This is a genomic window from Oceanobacillus sp. FSL K6-0118, from assembly GCF_038006665.1.
Classification (GTDB): Bacteria; Bacillota; Bacilli; order Bacillales; family Amphibacillaceae; genus Oceanobacillus; species Oceanobacillus caeni.
On the sequence record NZ_JBBOVR010000001.1, the window covers coordinates 1,818,636 to 1,836,510 of the forward strand.

The 17,875-nt window shown below is 34.2% G+C and carries 16 protein-coding genes; 14 read left to right on the forward strand and 2 right to left on the reverse strand.

Features of this window, described 5'->3' with window-relative positions:
• Positions 1 to 1,215, reverse strand: coding sequence for a nucleotidyltransferase (locus MHI02_RS09440; RefSeq protein ID WP_047186380.1), 1,215 nt, complete (start codon positions 1,213 to 1,215; stop codon positions 1 to 3).
• 204 nt (positions 1,216 to 1,419) lie between these two features.
• Here MHI02_RS09440 and MHI02_RS09445 point away from each other — a divergent pair, with 204 nt between their 5' ends.
• The 5 genes from MHI02_RS09445 (at position 1,420) to MHI02_RS09465 (ending at position 5,113) form a co-directional block, all read left to right on the forward strand.
• Entirely contained in the window at positions 1,420 to 1,947 is a 528-nt protein-coding gene (locus MHI02_RS09445; protein WP_047186379.1) for a YceD family protein, read from the forward strand.
• A 30-nt stretch (positions 1,948 to 1,977) separates the two neighbouring features.
• On the forward strand, positions 1,978 to 2,151 hold the full coding sequence (gene rpmF, locus MHI02_RS09450; protein WP_047186378.1) for a 50S ribosomal protein L32: 174 nt from the start codon (positions 1,978 to 1,980) through the stop codon (positions 2,149 to 2,151).
• Positions 2,152 to 2,348: 197 nt separating this feature from the next.
• On the forward strand, positions 2,349 to 3,659 hold the full coding sequence (locus MHI02_RS09455) for an ISL3 family transposase (RefSeq protein ID WP_047185367.1): 1,311 nt from the start codon (positions 2,349 to 2,351) through the stop codon (positions 3,657 to 3,659).
• Between the two features lie 153 nt (positions 3,660 to 3,812).
• Positions 3,813 to 4,565 carry an enoyl-CoA hydratase/isomerase family protein gene (locus MHI02_RS09460; RefSeq protein ID WP_145523566.1) on the forward strand — a complete coding sequence of 251 codons (753 nt, stop codon included), beginning with the start codon at positions 3,813 to 3,815 and terminating at the stop codon, positions 4,563 to 4,565.
• Between the two features lie 68 nt (positions 4,566 to 4,633).
• Positions 4,634 to 5,113, forward strand: coding sequence for an RsfA family transcriptional regulator (locus MHI02_RS09465; RefSeq protein WP_145523565.1), 480 nt, complete (start codon positions 4,634 to 4,636; stop codon positions 5,111 to 5,113).
• 47 nt (positions 5,114 to 5,160) lie between these two features.
• On the opposite strand, the gene MHI02_RS09470 is transcribed toward MHI02_RS09465, so the two are convergent.
• A complete protein-coding gene (locus MHI02_RS09470; protein ID WP_047186375.1) occupies positions 5,161 to 5,661 on the reverse strand; it encodes an N-acetyltransferase in 501 nt (166 codons plus the stop codon).
• Positions 5,662 to 6,041: 380 nt separating this feature from the next.
• Between MHI02_RS09470 and MHI02_RS09475 the strand changes: the two genes are divergently transcribed.
• From MHI02_RS09475 to MHI02_RS09515, 9 genes are all read left to right on the forward strand, one after another.
• Positions 6,042 to 6,443 (forward strand): DUF3397 domain-containing protein, encoded by a 402-nt coding sequence (locus MHI02_RS09475; RefSeq protein WP_145523564.1) that lies wholly within the window; start codon positions 6,042 to 6,044, stop codon positions 6,441 to 6,443.
• Between the two features lie 160 nt (positions 6,444 to 6,603).
• On the forward strand, positions 6,604 to 8,223 hold the full coding sequence (gene bshC, locus MHI02_RS09480; RefSeq protein ID WP_145523563.1) for a bacillithiol biosynthesis cysteine-adding enzyme BshC: 1,620 nt from the start codon (positions 6,604 to 6,606) through the stop codon (positions 8,221 to 8,223).
• 349 nt (positions 8,224 to 8,572) lie between these two features.
• On the forward strand, positions 8,573 to 9,004 hold the full coding sequence (mraZ, locus tag MHI02_RS09485) for a division/cell wall cluster transcriptional repressor MraZ (protein ID WP_047186372.1): 432 nt from the start codon (positions 8,573 to 8,575) through the stop codon (positions 9,002 to 9,004).
• A 59-nt stretch (positions 9,005 to 9,063) separates the two neighbouring features.
• Entirely contained in the window at positions 9,064 to 10,041 is a 978-nt protein-coding gene (gene rsmH, locus MHI02_RS09490) for a 16S rRNA (cytosine(1402)-N(4))-methyltransferase RsmH (RefSeq protein WP_047186371.1), read from the forward strand.
• A gap of 2 nt (positions 10,042 to 10,043) precedes the next feature.
• Positions 10,044 to 10,418, forward strand: a complete 375-nt coding sequence (gene ftsL / locus MHI02_RS09495; RefSeq protein ID WP_047186370.1) for a cell division protein FtsL — start codon at positions 10,044 to 10,046, stop codon at positions 10,416 to 10,418.
• Between the two features lie 10 nt (positions 10,419 to 10,428).
• A complete protein-coding gene (locus MHI02_RS09500) occupies positions 10,429 to 12,663 on the forward strand; it encodes a penicillin-binding protein (protein ID WP_341165858.1) in 2,235 nt (744 codons plus the stop codon).
• A gap of 104 nt (positions 12,664 to 12,767) precedes the next feature.
• A complete protein-coding gene (locus tag MHI02_RS09505; RefSeq protein ID WP_047186368.1) occupies positions 12,768 to 14,714 on the forward strand; it encodes a stage V sporulation protein D in 1,947 nt (648 codons plus the stop codon).
• 195 nt (positions 14,715 to 14,909) lie between these two features.
• Positions 14,910 to 16,379, forward strand: coding sequence for a UDP-N-acetylmuramoyl-L-alanyl-D-glutamate--2,6-diaminopimelate ligase (locus tag MHI02_RS09510; protein ID WP_047186367.1), 1,470 nt, complete (start codon positions 14,910 to 14,912; stop codon positions 16,377 to 16,379).
• A 5-nt stretch (positions 16,380 to 16,384) separates the two neighbouring features.
• The gene (locus MHI02_RS09515) at positions 16,385 to 17,749 is read left to right on the forward strand and encodes a UDP-N-acetylmuramoyl-tripeptide--D-alanyl-D-alanine ligase (protein ID WP_047186366.1); all 1,365 of its coding nucleotides are present in this window, start codon (positions 16,385 to 16,387) and stop codon (positions 17,747 to 17,749) included.
• Positions 17,750 to 17,875: the final 126 nt, after the last annotated feature.

The window sequence follows — 17,875 nt, forward strand, 5'->3', positions numbered from 1 at the left end:
CTACTTTTTTAAAATAATTGGTGCAGTAATTTCTTGATGAAATAAACGATTTCTCGGATTTGTTTGTAAAACACTATAATAAGCCCTCGTAGCCCTCTCCTCCATTATGAGCATAGGATCTGTATTTTTTTTAAATCCGAAAATAATAGGTATAGAGATTTCTTTTCTTTTCTCATTTAAATAAGCTTGTCCATTCTTTGTTAATCCAAGAATGCGGATATAAGGAGGAGTGCTATTTAACGATTTTAGAACTTCCTTTTTTGTTGTATTTGTCAAAATGTGCGTAAAAATCCGTTGAATTCGAGTCCAAGTATAGCGTTTAGTTTTAATTAATTCAATCCAATGATGTATTGAGGTTGCCTTGGTAGCTGTTTTCATAATGCGGTGCTCTATCCCTTCGTTGACACCATGGATCTCTTTTAATTCTTCCGATGACATCGTAAGGACACGGTATAGAAGAAGTTGAAAGTAATCTTCCCAAGTATGCCATAAACCAGAACTTTCTTTATATTGGAGAAGCTGTTCAATGGTTGCTTCAGGCATTGTATTTTTTACAGATGAATCGATTTGATTGTTTTCTGTAAGGTTCTTGCGTATACTAGTAGCACTGGCAATTTTATCAGTAATTATTTGATCGTGAAATTCATTTTTTGTTCGTTGAGTGGTGAATGGTTCGATAGCAAGTTTCTGATCCATAATTGTTTTTACATAACTGAATCCTAAAATATTATTTGGCTTCGCTAAATCCAACTCTTTTGTTGTTAAACCAATACGCTGATAAGCCAATTTACTAGCTTCTGGAAATGCTAGCCCTGCACTTAGGCCTAATTTTAATTCCTGCTGAAATATCGGTTCTTTTTCTTTATAGTTTTCATAGGCTTCTATAAAATAAGATATATTACCAGATTCACTTCCAAAACAAATATTAGAAACTCCTATCTCATTTAGTAACTGAACCGCACCACTAGCAAAAATATCACTATTTTGTACAGCGTAGGCATAAGGAAGTTCGATGACAATATCAATACCAGTACGAAGAGCCGCTCTTGTTCGGTGAAATTTATCAATAATTGCGGGTTCCCCACGCTGAAGAAAAGAACCACTCATAACTGTAATCATACAGTCAGATTTTGTAACCTTTTTTGCTTGATCCATGTGATAGACATGACCGTTATGAAAGGGGTTGTATTCGACAATTAAACCGCATGCTTTCATTAATCCCACTCCCGAATAGTTTGATAAACATTGTAACAAAAAAAAATCATTAATGCATCCTTACTCTAATATTCTTTGCTTTTAAAAAAGTGAAGTGATTACATCATTATAAATAGGGAATAATATAATCGGTGTAAAGAAAAACATATTGACAAAATCCTTTTTTTCTTTTAAAATTACTCTTGTTGCCTTGAGGTGAAAAAAATGAAATTTACTTTAGGTGAAATTAGAAAACACGCGAATCAAAAACCTTTCACATTTGATGATCATGTGGATGTTTCCGAACTTAAAACAATGAATAATGATATACGAAATATTGATTCTGTTCATGTTTATGGAGAATGTGTAAGAAGTGGTGGTGAACAATTCATTTTTACCTTTACGATTGAGGGAGAAATGATTTTACCAGATGCTCGTACACTAGTTGATGTTACCTATCCTTTTAATATAAAGGCAACGGAAATATTTACAACAGCTTCATATATCAGTGCAGAAGACGAGGATTTGGAAATCCATCCAATTACGGGAGAGTTGATTAATTTGACTCCGTACATAAAGGAGAACATCTTGTTAGAAACGCCGTATAGGGTTTTTTCTGATCAAGAAGTAGATGATTCTTCTTTAAGTGGAGAAGGATGGGATTTTCTCTCGGAAGATGATGAGAAAAGTAAGGTTGATCCACGTTTTCAAAAATTGCAATCATTACTTGATAAAAAAACGAAAGAAAATTAATTTCTTTTTCCGTTAAAGGAGGTGTAAGTCATGGCAGTACCTAAAAGAAGAACTTCTAAAAAGGTGAAGAATCAACGTCGTACTCATAAAAAATTACACGTACCTGGCATGGTAGAATGCTCAAATTGTGGTGAATTAACAAAACCTCATCATGTTTGCAAGTCTTGTGGACATTATGATGGAAAAGATGTTGTTAATGGCTAATCGTTAAAAAACAGATCACACATCGTGGTCTGTTTTTTATTTTTTGTAAATTTACCATATGAATATGTTAGGTTGTACAATAAATGACGTTGGTGGGAAAAACTCACCTACGTCATTTTTGTGTTTATAAATAGAAAACAAGTGAGATTCCCTGTAGAATTAAAGTCGCTGAAAACCATTCCTAGGAGGGAACTCACTTGTCTATATCAAATGATATTAGAAATATGTTAGATATTCAAGATAAAAATATTTATATGAGCGAAAATGCAGTAACGTATGGCAAACATAAAGGGAAGTCTTGTAAATTTATTAAGGCGAAATTAACATATGATGCAGATCAATGCCCAAATTGCCAGGTGGAGAAAGTAGGCTCTTCTATTTATAAAAACGGAACACAATTATCTCGTATTACCATTCCGACCATGGGAGTTTATCCAACATATTTATTATTAAGTAAGCAGCGTTTTATGTGTAAACATTGTGGTGTTAGTTTTACTGCACAAACAAATATCGTAAAGCGTCATTGTTTTATATCCTCAAATACAGAAGCCCAAATCATGATTAAATCAGCTGGAGCGCAGTCCGTTAAAGATATTTCCCAGGATTGTGGTGTATCTGAGGCAACTGTTCAGAGAATCATTAATAAAGAAGCAAATAAATATAAACCGCATTATAAAGCCCTACCTAAGCATCTATCGTTTGATGAATTTAAGTATGCCAAGGGCAAGATGGCTTTTGAATATATCGATGTTGAAACGGGTGACATCTTAGACATTTTAAATAGTCGTGATAACCGGTCTATTACAGATCACTTCATCACAAATTATAGCTTATCAGCTAGACAACGAGTAGAAACCGTGACAATCGATATGAACGCAGGTTATGTAAGTTTGATAAAAGAGATGTTTCCAAATGCAGATATTATTATTGATCGTTTTCACTTAGTTCAACTCATATCAAGAGCGATGAACAAAACGCGTGTTAAAATCATGAACCAACTCAGAACATCTAATGGGGAAGATCAGAAAAAGTATCGCCGCCTTAAACGTTATTGGAAGCTTTTACTGAAAAAAAGATCGAGTTTATCTTATACAGAATATAAATATTACGGCTTATTTGGCCAACGTCTTGAAAGTTCAATAGTGCAAGAAATGTTGGATTATAGTGAGGAACTTAAAGTCAATTATGGTATATATCAGGACCTGTTGGAGGCAATTGACGAAAAGGACTATCATGCATTAGAGAACACATTAAACAAAAAGTGTCCAACCCAGTCATCAACCTATTTAAGAACAAGCATTAAAACATTAAGAAAGCACTTGCCCTATACGAAAAACAGTTTTCAATATACGTATAACAATGGGCGAATTGAAGGTATTAACAATAAAATCAAGGTACTCAATCGGATTGCATATGGCTATCGGAATTTTAAGCATTACAAAAACCGAATAAGATTACATTTTAAACTGAAACCCGTAGTAAACAAATCACACTCTAGAGTAGCATAGCTTCCCTAGAGTGTGATAATCAAATACATATTAAAAGTCGACTAAAATACAGTACCAACGTCACTTGACGTAGAGCCATATGTTATTAAATAAGTTCCATGTTATATGGTATTCTAAACATAATAAATACGCTTTATTTTGGGGGAATACTATATGTTTGTGGAATATCAAAAAAAGAAGGATTATGGTGTAATCTATCTTAATAGACCGGAAAAAAGAAATGCTATATCAAAAGAAATGGCAGCGATGCTCGGTACTATACTTGATAAAGCTAAAAAGGAAGAAATTAAATTTTTGGTTCTGACATCTAAGGATAATAAGATGTTTTGTGCAGGTGGGGATTTAACATATTTACATGGTAACTTAAGTCGGGAAGAAGCTTATGCAAGGTTAAATCCTATGAAAGAAATACTATACAAAATTGCTTTATTTCCTGTACCTGTTATTGCATTATTAAATGGTAACGCTTTAGGCGGGGGATGTGAACTAGCTACGGCTTGTGATATTCGAATTGCGAGAAAGAATACAAAGTTTGGTTTTATTCAAGCAAATTTAGGTATTTTACCTGGATGGGGAGGGGGAACCCTTTTATATCATAAAGTTTCCTCATCATTTGCTTTAGAATGGTTAACAGAAGCAAGAGTAATGGATTGTCATTTATTAGAGAAGAAAGGGTGGATCAATAGAGTAGTTAACGAACATGAAATAGATGATATGGATGTCCTATTAAAAGACTACATTTCCAAATCCTATCGGCAAATGAGATTACTAAAAGATCAACATATTAAAAGTTGGACGAATCGTAATTTATTTTTTGAAATGACAGAAGAAGTTAAGAAAACCGCTATGTTATGGGATTCTGAAGAACATAAACAAGCTGTAGAAAAATTTTTATTACGTAAATAAGCAAACAGTTATTCTAGTACTCCTATTTTTTGCATACATTTTATAGCAAAGAAATAAGGAGGGGTGTTATGAACGAAACACGTCAAGATGCATGGACAAATGATGAAGATATCATTTTAGCGGAAACGGTATTACGTTATATTAGAGAAGGTAAAACACAACTAGAAGCTTTTAAAGAAGTTTCTTCTCAATTATCGCGTACACCTGCAGCGTGCGGGTTTAGATGGAACGCAACGATTCGAAAGCATTATCAAGAAGCGATAGAACAAGCTAAAGAAGAAAGAAAAAATGGTTTAAAAAGCGATGCTTCTTCAGCTAACAAAGGTGAAGCAGATACAATCGAAACCGCTATTTTATTGTTAGAAAAAATGAAAGCGAACTTTCAAACGGAAGATAATGTGGCAAAAGAAAAAAATGAGAAACTTGTAACACAACTAGAAAATGAAAACAGACAATTACGAGAATATCTCAAACGCTATGAGGAAACAATTATCCAATTGGGTAGGATCATTTCTGAAGTTAATACTTTTAGAAATAATAAAATATGAATATATAAATTAAGACATGAATGGGGTGACATTCATGTCTTAAAAGATTAATTTTCTATTTGTATTTCTCTTTCTTTCCCTTTTTCTTTAACCCCATCTGGTAGCCAAATAAGTGGATTCTCACCTAAATCACGATGCATGTCGTAGTGTGCTTTTTGGAACCCCATTTTCTCCCAAAAACCTTGAGAATTAATTAATGGATTTGTTTTTATTGGTAAATGAAAGCTTTTAGCAAATTCAACTAAAGCTTTACCGTACCCCCTACCTCTATAATCTGGAAGTACTTCTAATTTCCAAAGTGTAAGATAGTCCTGTGGGGGCTCAAAATAGTGGTCATATTGTTTGTCCATTTCATATAGACACATTCTAGCTGCAAGATTATTCGCATAGTATATGCCATAAAAAGGTGATTCGATATTATTCTCTATAAATTTATTTTGTAATTCTTCGTGCATGGACAATTCCTGATTTCCATATGCCTTAAACCGTTTAAACATATCAAGTGTCTTGTAGTTAATTAACAAACGTTCCACCTTAATATTCTCCATAAAACTTCACTCTCCCAGTCATATTTTATAGGATATTAGAAAATTTCTCGTTATTAGCGCATGCCTTAGTCGTAATTATACAGGAGACCGTTTTATTTCCCTGCTAAAATTAAATAGTGATTTATCATGACAATTTGGTGTAATGGCTAGAAAATCCATAGAATTAATTGTAGGGCTTACAGATTGGGTTCTTTATCTAATCCTATACTGTTATTATAATATAAAAGTGTTAATTTTTAAATAAAATTAATAATATAGTAAATTAGCTAAATAGTACGTCTCGATAAATTATGAGTTTTTTTTCTTAACTTTTATGATAAAGTATTATCGGGTAATTGAAATAATAATTTCATGTCTTTACTGTGTGGAAGTTTTGTTGGATGTTCTTGAGGGAAGAGGGTAATCTTATTAATATTATTATATATTTGTTATCATTCTTTATTACGGTTCCAATCATAGCTACTCTGACTTTATACATGATTGTTTTAAAGATACGGCGATCATCTAGAATGGCAGTTCATAAGGCTGTTAGTTGGTCGACCATTTTTTATATATTATCCGTATTTATTCTTATACAATATCTCTTTAATGTTTCTATAACAGGTTTTGTACTCATATTTATGATTATTGTATTAACCATTATTATCATTTATCAATGGAAAACAAATGTGGATATTAAAATAAAGAAGGCTTTTAAAATATTATGGAAAATTTGTTTTCTCCTATTTTTTATCCTTTATATTTCTTTCACTATTATTGGATTAATAATGGAAATCGTATGATAAAAATAAGTTTTATCCCACCAAAACAGGGAGTAAGAACCCTACTGGTGGAAGTCTTCTTTATGGGGTTTTGCATTCTCAAACAGATTAAATGAAAAAGAGTGGAGAATTGGGTAGAATGTATGAAGTGGAATAACTAGAAAAAGGAGAACAATAATCTATGCGGATACATCCAATAAAAAAAATGGGTTCTCAGAATAAGTTAATTTCTGATTATCGATTGGGAAAGCAAGAAATAATGGATTTCTTTGATTATATTCCAAGTGGAGATTTGGAAACTAGAGTAAAAGAATTACGAGAACGAACTTTTCAGAGAGAATCCTTGCAAGAAGTATTACATAAATTGAATAAAGCCTGGGATGCGCCAAATTCCACTTTACATAATATTAATCGATTTTCAAATAAAGATAGTGTTGTTGTTATAGCTGGTCAACAGGCTGGATTATTAACTGGTCCGATGTACACCATTAATAAAGTAATCTCTATTCTACAGTTAGCTAAGCAACAGGAAGAAGAATTAAACATACCTGTAATACCTGTATTTTGGATCGCCGGAGAGGATCATGATTTTGATGAAATTAATCATATATTTATGCAGGAAAAATCCCGTTTAAAAAAACTAAAGGTGGGGCAAGAAAATATAGATAAGTGCTCTGTGTCAGAAATACAATTGGAGAAAAATATAATTCGTAATTGGTTGGATAATGTATTTTCTTATTTAAGGGAAACAGAGAATACAAAGGACTTATATCATTCTATTTTACGATGTCTCGATCAATCAGAAACTTATACAGATTTCTTCGCTCGGTTAATATTTAAACTTTTCCCAAGTGAAGGTCTTGTATTGATTGATTCACACCACCCATTAGTTCGAAATTTAGAAAAAGAATATTTTGAACAAATGATTCTAAAACAACAAGAAATCAGTAGTGGGGTATATGAAATATTAAATAAGTTGAGAAAAAAAGACTATCAAGTTCCGTTAGAAGTAGATTTGAATAGTGGAAATTTATTTTATCATCATGATAAAGAACGAATTTTATTATTTAGAAATAAAAATGGTGGCTGGATTGGAAAACAGAATGAAATTGAATTAACAACTGAGGAATTAATTAATATAGCGACTAGCCAACCGGAAAAACTAAGCAATAATGTCGTGACAAGACCGCTTATGCAGGAATTGCTATTTCCATCTTTAGCGTTTATTGGTGGGCCAGGAGAAATCAGTTACTGGTCTGCACTTAAACCGGTATTCCATGTTTTTGGAATTAAAATGCCACCTGTATTCCCACGGTTATCTTTTACCTATATTGAACCTAAAGTTAGTAAAATGATAGAGCATTATACGATTACTCCTGAAGAAGTAGTGAATAACGGGGTTCAAGATTATAAGAGGAACTTGATTGATTCGCAAACAAATCCTCCGATTCATGAGTTAGCGAAGGATATAAAAGCGACGATTGAAAAGGCACATCGCCCCCTTAGGGATTTAGCTAAGGGAATACGGGCAGATATTGGAGAGTTAGCTGATAAAAATCTTTATTATTTACAAAAAGAAATCTCATTTATAGAGGGTAGAATGGTAAGAGCGGTTGAAGAAAAATATGATAAAGAACTAACGGAACTGGATTATATTAATGTGCATCTTTATCCAGATGGTTTACAAGAACGTATTTGGAATCCACTACCGTTTATTAATAAATTTGGTGTAGATTTTATTAAGAAAACAATAGACAGTCCCTGTTCTTTTTTACATGATCATTACTTAGTTTACCTATAGGTGCATGTTTAAAAAAGAGGATGAAGAGGACCGAGGTCGGCTAAATGCGCAACGTCTTTAGGCTCCGACTGTCAAGATTTGTTGCAACATTGCCCCTACACAGGGGTATGTCATTTTCACCGGATTTTTGAACGACCCCTATAGTGGGAAAATCCCCCCCCCACTATCCACCACCAAAACCATAAAAAACACTAAAACCTTGTCATTTATTGAAATGACAAGGTTTTTTTATGGTTGGTTTACATGGAATAGCAAGGGAGAGAAAAAATATTTATGATTTTATATAAATTAGGTGGTGAATTGTGGGGGGATGTGGTAATATAAAAAATATGAAAGTGGGGCGTACTATATGTTCATGGGTGAATTCCAACATAACATTGATCCAAAAGGGAGAATTATCGTCCCATCTAAATTTCGTGAGGATCTTGGAGAATCGTTTGTTGTAACCCGTGGACTTGATAAATGTTTATTTGCGTACCCAATGGAAGAATGGAAGGTTTTAGAAGAAAAGTTAAAAAAACTCCCATTAACAAAAAAAGACGCTAGGGCTTTCACTCGTTTTTTCTTTTCAGGAGCGGTTGAATGCGAAGTTGATAAACAGGGAAGAATAAACATTCCACAATCTTTACGGAAATATGCAGCCTTAGAAAAGGAATGTGTAGTCATCGGCGTATCGGACCGTATAGAATTTTGGTCAAATGATAATTGGGAAGAATATGTAACTAATTCTGAGGAATCATTTGGTGAAATTGCCGAAAATCTTATGGACTTTGATATCTGAGTCTTTTTAGATTAGGTTGGGCGAATGCCTTAGTTGACTTATGAAAAGCGGGGGTTACTATGTTTGAACATTATAGTGTATTAAGAGATGAATCTATTAAAGGATTAGCAATTAAAGAAAATGGTACATACATAGATTGTACATTAGGTGGCGGAGGCCATTCAGAACAGATAGCTTCAAGGCTAAGTGAAGAAGGATTGTTAATTGCTTTCGATCAAGATCAGGATGCCCTACAAGCTGCTAAACAGCGATTACAGAAATACCAAAATAGAATATTGTTCATCCATGCAAATTTTAAAGAAATGGAAGAAAAATTAAAAGAGCATCATATTGAACATGTCGATGGTATTTTATTTGATTTAGGTGTATCATCCCCTCAATTAGACAGGGGAGATAGAGGATTTAGCTATCAACAAGATGCAAAGCTAGATATGAGAATGAACCAATCAGCTGAACTTAGTGCCTATGATATCGTTAATTATTGGCCTTATAATCAATTAGTCTCCATTTTCTTTCGTTATGGCGAAGAAAAATTTTCTAAACAAATTGCTCGTAAAATAGAGGAATCTCGTAAAATTAAATCGATTGAAACCACATATGAGTTAGTCGAAATTATAAAAGATGCCATTCCCGCGCCAGCGAGGAGAAAAGGCGGACATCCGGCAAAACGGATTTTTCAAGCTTTGCGAATAGCGGTTAATGATGAGCTAGAAGCGTTTAACAGTGCGATTCATCAAGCTGCAAAAATAATAGATATTGAGGGACGGATTGCGGTTATTACGTTCCATTCATTAGAGGATAGATTGTGTAAACAAGCATTTAAGAAATGGAGTACTCCGAAACCAACTCCTAGGAATTTACCTATTATTCCGAAAGAATTTGAAGCACCTTTTAAGCTTGTTACTAGAAAACCAATTGTAGCAGGTAACGATGAATTACAAGAAAACAGAAGATCACGTTCAGCTAAACTAAGGGTTGTAGAAAAGGTTAATCCATGGAATGAAGAATTTATATATAAAGAAGGGTGGAAGAAATAAAGATGAGTGCAAATCATGCTCGTAATTGGCAACAATTTAGCCCGCAGCAAACTCCAAATAAGGAACCAAAAACACAAGTAAAAGTTCAGAAAAAGAGTTGGATTACAAAGGGAGAAAAAGTTATTTATTCGATTGTTATCTTATGCTTTATAGTTTCCGGAATTTTTATGGTTTCATTTTCATCCGCCACTGATTCGTTAAACAGAGAAGTAATAGCATTAAAACAAACGGTAAAGCATCAAAAAGTAACAAATGAAGGATTAGTATTTGAAAAGAAAGAACTTAGTCGTCCTGAAAGAATCTTAAAAATTGCTAAAGAAAAAGGATTAAAAATCCAAGACGCAGATGTGAAACAAGCTCAAGCTTTAAACAACTAAGGGGATTTTTATGAAAAGGAATAAAACGACACACTTCATGACCGGCATGTTAATTATTTTTTTTACAACTATATTTATTATCCTGACTGGAAGATTTATGTATATTCAGGCAACAGGTGAAATTGATGGTGTGTCCTTAAAGGAATTTGCTGAACAAAAACGAACTTCTTCTTATACGATTCCAGCAGAAAGAGGGAAAATTTTTGATAAAAATGGTATGACGCTTGCTTATGATATGCCAATCTATCGAATGTACGCTATTGTTCGCAAGGAATACTCCGAGAACTCCGAGGATCCTAAACATGTTGTAGATCCTGAAAAAACTGCAAAAGTTCTAGCTCCAATTTTAGATGTTGATGAGAGCACCATACTTAAACCAATTAAGAGCGGAATAGAAAAAAATAAATTCCAAGTAGAATTTGGTAAAGTCGGAAATGAAGTATCACAACATGTAAAAGAACAAATAGAAAAATTAGATTTACCTGGAATAAATTTTGAAGAACATTCAAAACGCTATTATCCTAATGGTACATTTGCTTCCCATATTATAGGCTTCGCTAGAGAAGAAGAATTTGAAAAGGATGGACAAGTTACTAATGAAATTAAGGGAATAGCTGGAATGGAGCACGAAATGGATGATCTATTGGAGGGGAAAGATGGATATATTTCCTATCAACGTGATAAATATAATAAAAAATTATTAAATCCTAATGAGGTTATCAAGCGACCTGAAAATGGTGATAATGTTTACCTTACAATTGATCAAAAAATCCAAACATTAGTAGAAGATGTATTAACTCAAGTTGAAGAAGAGTATAGTCCTGAGCGAATCACTGCAATAGTCATGAACCCCAAAACCGGTGAAGTACTAGCAATGGGGAATCGACCAAGTTATAATCCAAACAACCCTGCCGATGTTGGGAACTGGTATAATGATGCAGTTTCAACACCTTATGAACCTGGTTCTACTATGAAAATATTTACATGGGCCGCTGCCATTGAGGAAGGCGTTTATAACGGAGAAGAGGGTTTTGCCTCAGGCAGTTATCAAGTAAATAAAAAGACCACACCTATTAATGACCATAATAACGGTAAAGGTTGGGGAACCATTTCTTATGATGAGGGATTTGCTCGTTCATCTAACGTTGCTGCAGCTAAATTGGTATGGGAAAAAATAGGACCTGATAAGTTTCTGAAATATTTACATGCATTCGATTTTGATAAAAAGACAGATATTGATTTGCCGGGTGAAGTAGCGGGAAAAATACTTTATAACTGGCCACTTGAAAAGATCACGACCGCTTTTGGACAAGGTTCCACTTTAACTCCAATACAACAAATGAAAGCTGCTACGGCAATTGCTAATGGCGGGAAAATGCTTCAACCATATGTAATTGATAAAATAGTAGATTCTACATCCGGAAAAGTTCTAGAACAGAAGGAGCCAACTGTTGTTGGTCAACCGATATCAGAAGAAACAGCAACAGAAGTTCTATCTTTAATGAATTCTGTGGTCAATAGTGAACATGGTACAGGTGAAAAATTTAAATTAGAAGACTATACAACTGGTGGTAAATCAGGAACTGCTGAAATCCCTAATCCAAATGGTGGTTACCTAAAAGGAAAAAACAATTATATTTTCTCTTTTCTTGGTATGGCACCAATTGATGATCCACAATTAGTAATGTATGTATCGGTGAAACAACCGGAATTAGAACCCCAAGAAGTTGGATCTGACCCTGTATCATTCATTTACCGAAATGTTATGCAAAACAGTCTACATTATTTAAATATCAATCCTGATAAAGAAAAAGAAGAAACAGAAGAATCCTTAATTAAAACGAAGGTTCCAAAAGTAATAGATGAAAATACTAAAGATGTAGAACAAAAATTGGTTGACAGTGGATTGCAGGTGACAGTAGTTGGCGATGGAGATAAAATTGTTTCTGCCAACGTACATGAAGGTGATATGATTATCCCACAAGAAAGGGTAATTTTAGTAACGAACCAACCTAAAATGCCTAATATCACAAACTGGTCCAATCGTGACGTTTCACAACTGGCTGATTTACTTGAACTCAAATTAGAAACCTTTGGCAATGGTTATGCCACATCTCAGAGTATTGAAAAAGGTGCTGAAATAAGTAAAGATGATTATTTAGCTGTAGAATTAAGTCCTCCGGGTCAAGATGAAAACAGTGAGAAACAAAAAGAAAATATAGATACAGAAGAACGAATTGAATAACTATCGTTATTGAACAACCTCTTTTAATATGTACAGTGTTCTATTTAGTTTTTTAAAATCATATAGTTGATACAAGCCTACCTATGAAAAGGGGATTTAGAGAAATGAAGCGTGTATCCACTGTAACAGTTAGAAAACGAATAGTCACTGTATTTCTTTTTGCTATTTTCATTTTAACTATTATTGTTATCCGATTGGGTTATGTTCAATTTTTTTTAAGTGATGAATTAGTTGGACAAGCAACGGATTTATGGACAAGGGACATTGTTTTTGAACCGGAAAGAGGATTAATTCTTGATAGCGAAGGGGAAGTTCTGGCCGAAAATGTCACTGCGCCTTCTGTTGTCGTAGTCCCTAGGCAAATTGAAGATGCAGATTCTACCGCTGAGAAAATAGCAAGTATTTTAAATATGGATAAAGACACCGTGTATAAATCCATAACTAAAAATGCATCAAGTGTAAATTTACGCCCTGAAGGTATTAAAATATCAACAGAGCAAGAAAAAGCAATCCGTAACCTAAACCTAAGTGGCGTATATCTATCGAAAGATTCAAAACGACATTATCCGTTAGGGGACGATTTATCACATGTTTTAGGATTTGCAGGAATAGACAATCAAGGGCTTATGGGATTAGAACTTTACTATGATGATAAGCTTAGTGGTGAAAAAGGCAATCTTTCTTTTTATTCGGATGCTAAAGGGAGGAGACTAGAGACGTTAGCTGATATATATAGTCCTCCAACAGATGGGTTGCATTTAAAGACAACTATTAATTCTAAGGTACAAACCATTATAGAAAGAGAACTTGATCTTGTAGAAACAAAATATAGCCCAGATTCCGCAATTGCCATAGCAGTTAACCCTAAAACGGGTGGCGTACTGGGGATGTCGTCAAGACCTAACTTTCACCCGGAAAAATATAAAGAAGTAGATCAATCGATATTTAATAGGAACTTACCTGTTTGGTCTACTTATGAACCAGGATCCACTTTCAAAATTATTACATTGGCTGCATCTTTGGAAGAAAAATTAGTTGATTTAGATAAGGATGAATTCAATGATAATGGTTCTGTGGAAGTCGGAGGTGCTACGATTCATTGCTGGAAAAGTGGTGGACACGGCCATCAAACTTATTTAGAAGTTGTACAAAATTCTTGTAACCCCGGTTTTGTAAATTTAGGTCAAAAATTAGGAACAGAACGATTGTTTTCCTACATTAAAGATTTTGGTTTCGGCCAGAAGACTGGAATTGACTTACAAGGGGAAGCATCGGGTATTTTATTTAAACCAGAGAATGTTGGCCCAGTTGAGTTAGCTACCACTTCTTTCGGTCAAGGAGTTTCCGTAACACCTATTCAGCAAGTAATGGCTGTTGCTGCAGCTATAAATGGTGGTTACTTATATGAACCATATATAGCGGATGAATGGATTGATCCTAAAACTGGAAAAGTTGTAGAAAAAAAGGAACCAACTTTAAGAGAACAGGTTATATCCAAGTCTACTTCTGAGGAAGTGCGTCGTGCTTTAGAAAATGTTGTTGCTAAAGGCTCAGGTAGGCCAGCATACGTGGATGGATATCGGGTTGGAGGTAAGACTGGAACAGCGCAAAAAGTAGGTCCAAATGGCGGTTATTTAGAAAACAATTATATTGTGTCTTTTATTGGATTTGCACCAGCTGACGATCCAGAAATAGTAGTTTATGTTGCAGTAGATAATCCTAAAGATACGATTCAATTTGGCGGTGTAGTGGCAGCGCCAATAGTTGGAACCATTATTGGTGATAGTTTACGTGCCATGGAAGTAGAACCGCGTACTGGTGGATTAGACAAAGAATATCAGTGGCCTGAAGAACCAGCAGTTGAAGTTCCGGATTTAATTGGGCGTACGAAGGGCGACTTAATGGAAATGATGACTAATCTCTCAATAGAGACGAGTGGTTCTGGAGACGTAATTATTGATCAAGCTCCGAAGGCCGGAACGAAATTAGAACCAGGATCAACAGTTAGGATTTATTTAAGTGATGAGGAAAAAAATCGTGAAGAAGAATAATATTTGTTATAATAAATTAATATGATTTCCCATTTATTTTGTTTTTATTCTTTTTGATTACAATAAATGGTGATAAAATAATTTTTTTAGAGGGTGCCAACACCCTCTAAAAAAATGTATGGAATAACGTACATATATTTGGGATGTTATTATCTCTTACGTAGGATACTAAAACTAAAAAGGATGTTACGAAAAATGTATTTAAAAGATTTGCTCACGACTATACCGTTTTATCAAACAGAAGTTAATATTGATGGTATTGAAATAACAGAAATAGAAATGGATTCTAGAAAAGTGAGTGCTGGGAATTTATTTGTATGTATTTCAGGGTTCACGGTGGATGGACATGACTATGTTGAAGAAGCCGTAAATAATGGTGCAGTTGCAATTATTGCCGAAAAAGAAGTAAAAGCAAATGTACCTATTATTATGGTTAATGATACTGCAAGAGCTTTATCTATGCTTGCGGTTAAGTTTTATCATTATCCAACTACAGGACTTTCACTAATTGGTGTGACAGGAACAAATGGAAAAACTACTGTTACGTATTTACTAGAAAAAATATTTAACCATGACAAGAAGAAAACAGGCATAATTGGAACCATTCAAATGAAAATTGGTGAAAATGCTTTTCCAACTCAAAACACAACACCAAATGCTCTTGAACTCCAACGTTTTTTTAAGAAGATGGTTGATGAAGATGTGAATCAAGCCATAATGGAAGTGTCTTCTCATGCACTTGATTTAGGTAGAGTTCATGGGTGTGATTATGATGTTGCCATATTTACTAATTTGTCTCAAGATCATCTTGACTATCACAAAGATATGGATGATTATTTACGTGCAAAAAGTCTCTTGTTTAGTCAACTAGGAAACAACTTTAATCAAGAAAAGCAAAAATTTGCCATTATTAACGCGGATGATTCTTCTGCTGGATTATTAAAGAGAAGCACTGCACAACCTATTTTAACCTATAGTTGTCGTCAAGAAGCTGATATAGTTGCTAAAGATATCCAGCTAGATGCAGCAGGTACGTCGTTTTTATTAGTAACTCCGATTGGTGAAGTTGTAATCAAGAGTAAATTAATTGGGATGTTTAATGTCTATAATATGTTAGCTGCTACTGGGGCTGCAATAGCTAAAAATGTTTCTTTAGAAGTGATCAAAGAAGCATTAGAAAGCATAAATGGAGTCGATGGTCGTTTTGAAGTAGTTGATGCAGGGCAAAACTTTACGGTTATTGTTGACTATGCACATACACCCGATTCATTAGAAAACGTATTACAAACTGTGAAAGAATTTGCGGAAAATGATATATATGTTGTTGTAGGTTGTGGTGGAGACCGTGATCGAACGAAGCGTCCTTTAATGGCCAAGGTTGCCATGGAATACTCGGATTTTGCAATTTTTACATCCGACAATCCAAGAACGGAAGACCCTGTTTCCATCTTAAATGATATGACGAAGGGGTTAAACGGTGAAGATGAATATGAAGTCATCGTGGATAGAAAAGAAGCAATTAATAAGGCGATTCAGTATGCGAAGGAAAATGACATTATATTAATTGCTGGAAAAGGCCATGAAACCTATCAACAAATTGGTCATACCAAGTATGAGTTTGATGACAGGGTTATAGCAAAAAGCGCAATAATCGCTAAGGGGTAATGCATATGTTGTTTACATTAGAAGATTTGTCCAAATGGTTTCCTAAAAATCAGGGAAACATAAATAAAGAAACAGCTATTAAAGAAATAACAACAGACAGTAGAAAAGAAGTCAAAGATTCCTTGTTTGTCCCGATTGTTGGGGAACACTTTGATGGTCATCAATTCGCAGAACAGGCGGTTGAAAATGGTGCCGTTGCTTTATTTTGGAATGAGGATAGGGATTTACCTTCTACTCTACCTAGAGATTTTCCGGTATTTCTAGTGAAGGATACATTACCTTCTTTACAGAAACTTGCAAGTCTTTACCGTGATCAAATCAATCCAATAGTTGTAGGTATAACGGGTTCGAATGGTAAAACGACCACAAAAGATTTGGTGACAACTGTTTTGAAATCTAAATATATTACTCACTCCACAAAAGGTAACTATAATAATCACATTGGTCTCCCGTTAACTATTCTTTCCATGAGCAGGGATACGGAAGTACTTGTATTAGAAATGGGAATGAGTAATTTTGGTGAAATAGATTTATTATCCCAAATAGCAAGACCTAATTTTGCTATCATAACGAATATAGGGGAATCCCATATTGAATTCCTCGGTTCTAGGGAAGGTATTGCAAAAGCAAAAATGGAAATTATTAACGGTTTGCAAGATAATGGAACCATCATCATTGATGGTGATGAAGAGCTCCTAAAATCACTACATCAAAAGCCTAAAGTTATTAAATGTGGTTTTAAAGAACGTAATGATTTTAAAATTGAAGATTCCAAAGTAACTTCAAAGGAAACTATATTTAAATTATCAGATGGAGCCACTTACCATATCCCGTTACTAGGGAAGCATCATGCGAAGAATGCATGCTATGCCATTGCATTAGCATACTGTGTTGGAATTAATGCGAAGCAAAGACAACAAGCGTTGAAATTCGTACAACACACTTCTATGCGTTTTGAATTATTAAAAGGTAAAAACGAAGTATCAATTATAAACGATGCTTATAATGCATCCCCAACTTCCATGAAGGCTGCTATTAAAGTTGTCAAGGAATTGAATGGGTTTAAAGATAAGGTTTTAGTTCTTGGGGATGTCCTTGAATTAGGGGAGTTTTCCAAATCGTTACACGAAACTGTAGCGGAAGCAATTGGTGAGCCAATTACTACAGTATTTACTTTTGGTACGATGTCAAAGGTAATTTCAGATAAAGTTAAAAAAGATAAAGGTAATAAAATTAAAACCGCCCATTTTGACACAAAAGAAGAATTAATGGAAGCATTACAACCATTTTTAAATAATCAATCATTAGTATTATTTAAGGCATCAAGAGGATTAAAATTCGAATCCTTTGTAAATGAGTTAATTAATTAATTTTTAAAGTGCGTGTTCAAAAAGAAGGATGAAAAGGACTTCTACGTTGCTCGCGGGACGTGGACAGTCTTAGTAGAATTTCCACAATCGCCAACGGACTTCTTTAAAGGAAGGCTGACTAAAGAT

Coding starts and splice junctions, on each gene's coding strand:
- MHI02_RS09440 (WP_047186380.1), bottom strand. CDS start 1,215: ATGAAAGCATGCGGTTTAATTGTCGAATACAACCCCTTTCATAACGGT.
- MHI02_RS09445 (WP_047186379.1), top strand. CDS start 1,420: ATGAAATTTACTTTAGGTGAAATTAGAAAACACGCGAATCAAAAACCT.
- rpmF (WP_047186378.1), top strand. CDS start 1,978: ATGGCAGTACCTAAAAGAAGAACTTCTAAAAAGGTGAAGAATCAACGT.
- MHI02_RS09460 (WP_145523566.1), top strand. CDS start 3,813: ATGTTTGTGGAATATCAAAAAAAGAAGGATTATGGTGTAATCTATCTT.
- MHI02_RS09465 (WP_145523565.1), top strand. CDS start 4,634: ATGAACGAAACACGTCAAGATGCATGGACAAATGATGAAGATATCATT.
- MHI02_RS09470 (WP_047186375.1), bottom strand. CDS start 5,661: ATGGAGAATATTAAGGTGGAACGTTTGTTAATTAACTACAAGACACTT.
- MHI02_RS09475 (WP_145523564.1), top strand. CDS start 6,042: ATGTTCTTGAGGGAAGAGGGTAATCTTATTAATATTATTATATATTTG.
- bshC (WP_145523563.1), top strand. CDS start 6,604: ATGCGGATACATCCAATAAAAAAAATGGGTTCTCAGAATAAGTTAATT.
- mraZ (WP_047186372.1), top strand. CDS start 8,573: ATGTTCATGGGTGAATTCCAACATAACATTGATCCAAAAGGGAGAATT.
- rsmH (WP_047186371.1), top strand. CDS start 9,064: ATGTTTGAACATTATAGTGTATTAAGAGATGAATCTATTAAAGGATTA.
- ftsL (WP_047186370.1), top strand. CDS start 10,044: ATGAGTGCAAATCATGCTCGTAATTGGCAACAATTTAGCCCGCAGCAA.
- MHI02_RS09500 (WP_341165858.1), top strand. CDS start 10,429: ATGAAAAGGAATAAAACGACACACTTCATGACCGGCATGTTAATTATT.
- MHI02_RS09505 (WP_047186368.1), top strand. CDS start 12,768: ATGAAGCGTGTATCCACTGTAACAGTTAGAAAACGAATAGTCACTGTA.
- MHI02_RS09510 (WP_047186367.1), top strand. CDS start 14,910: ATGTATTTAAAAGATTTGCTCACGACTATACCGTTTTATCAAACAGAA.
- MHI02_RS09515 (WP_047186366.1), top strand. CDS start 16,385: ATGTTGTTTACATTAGAAGATTTGTCCAAATGGTTTCCTAAAAATCAG.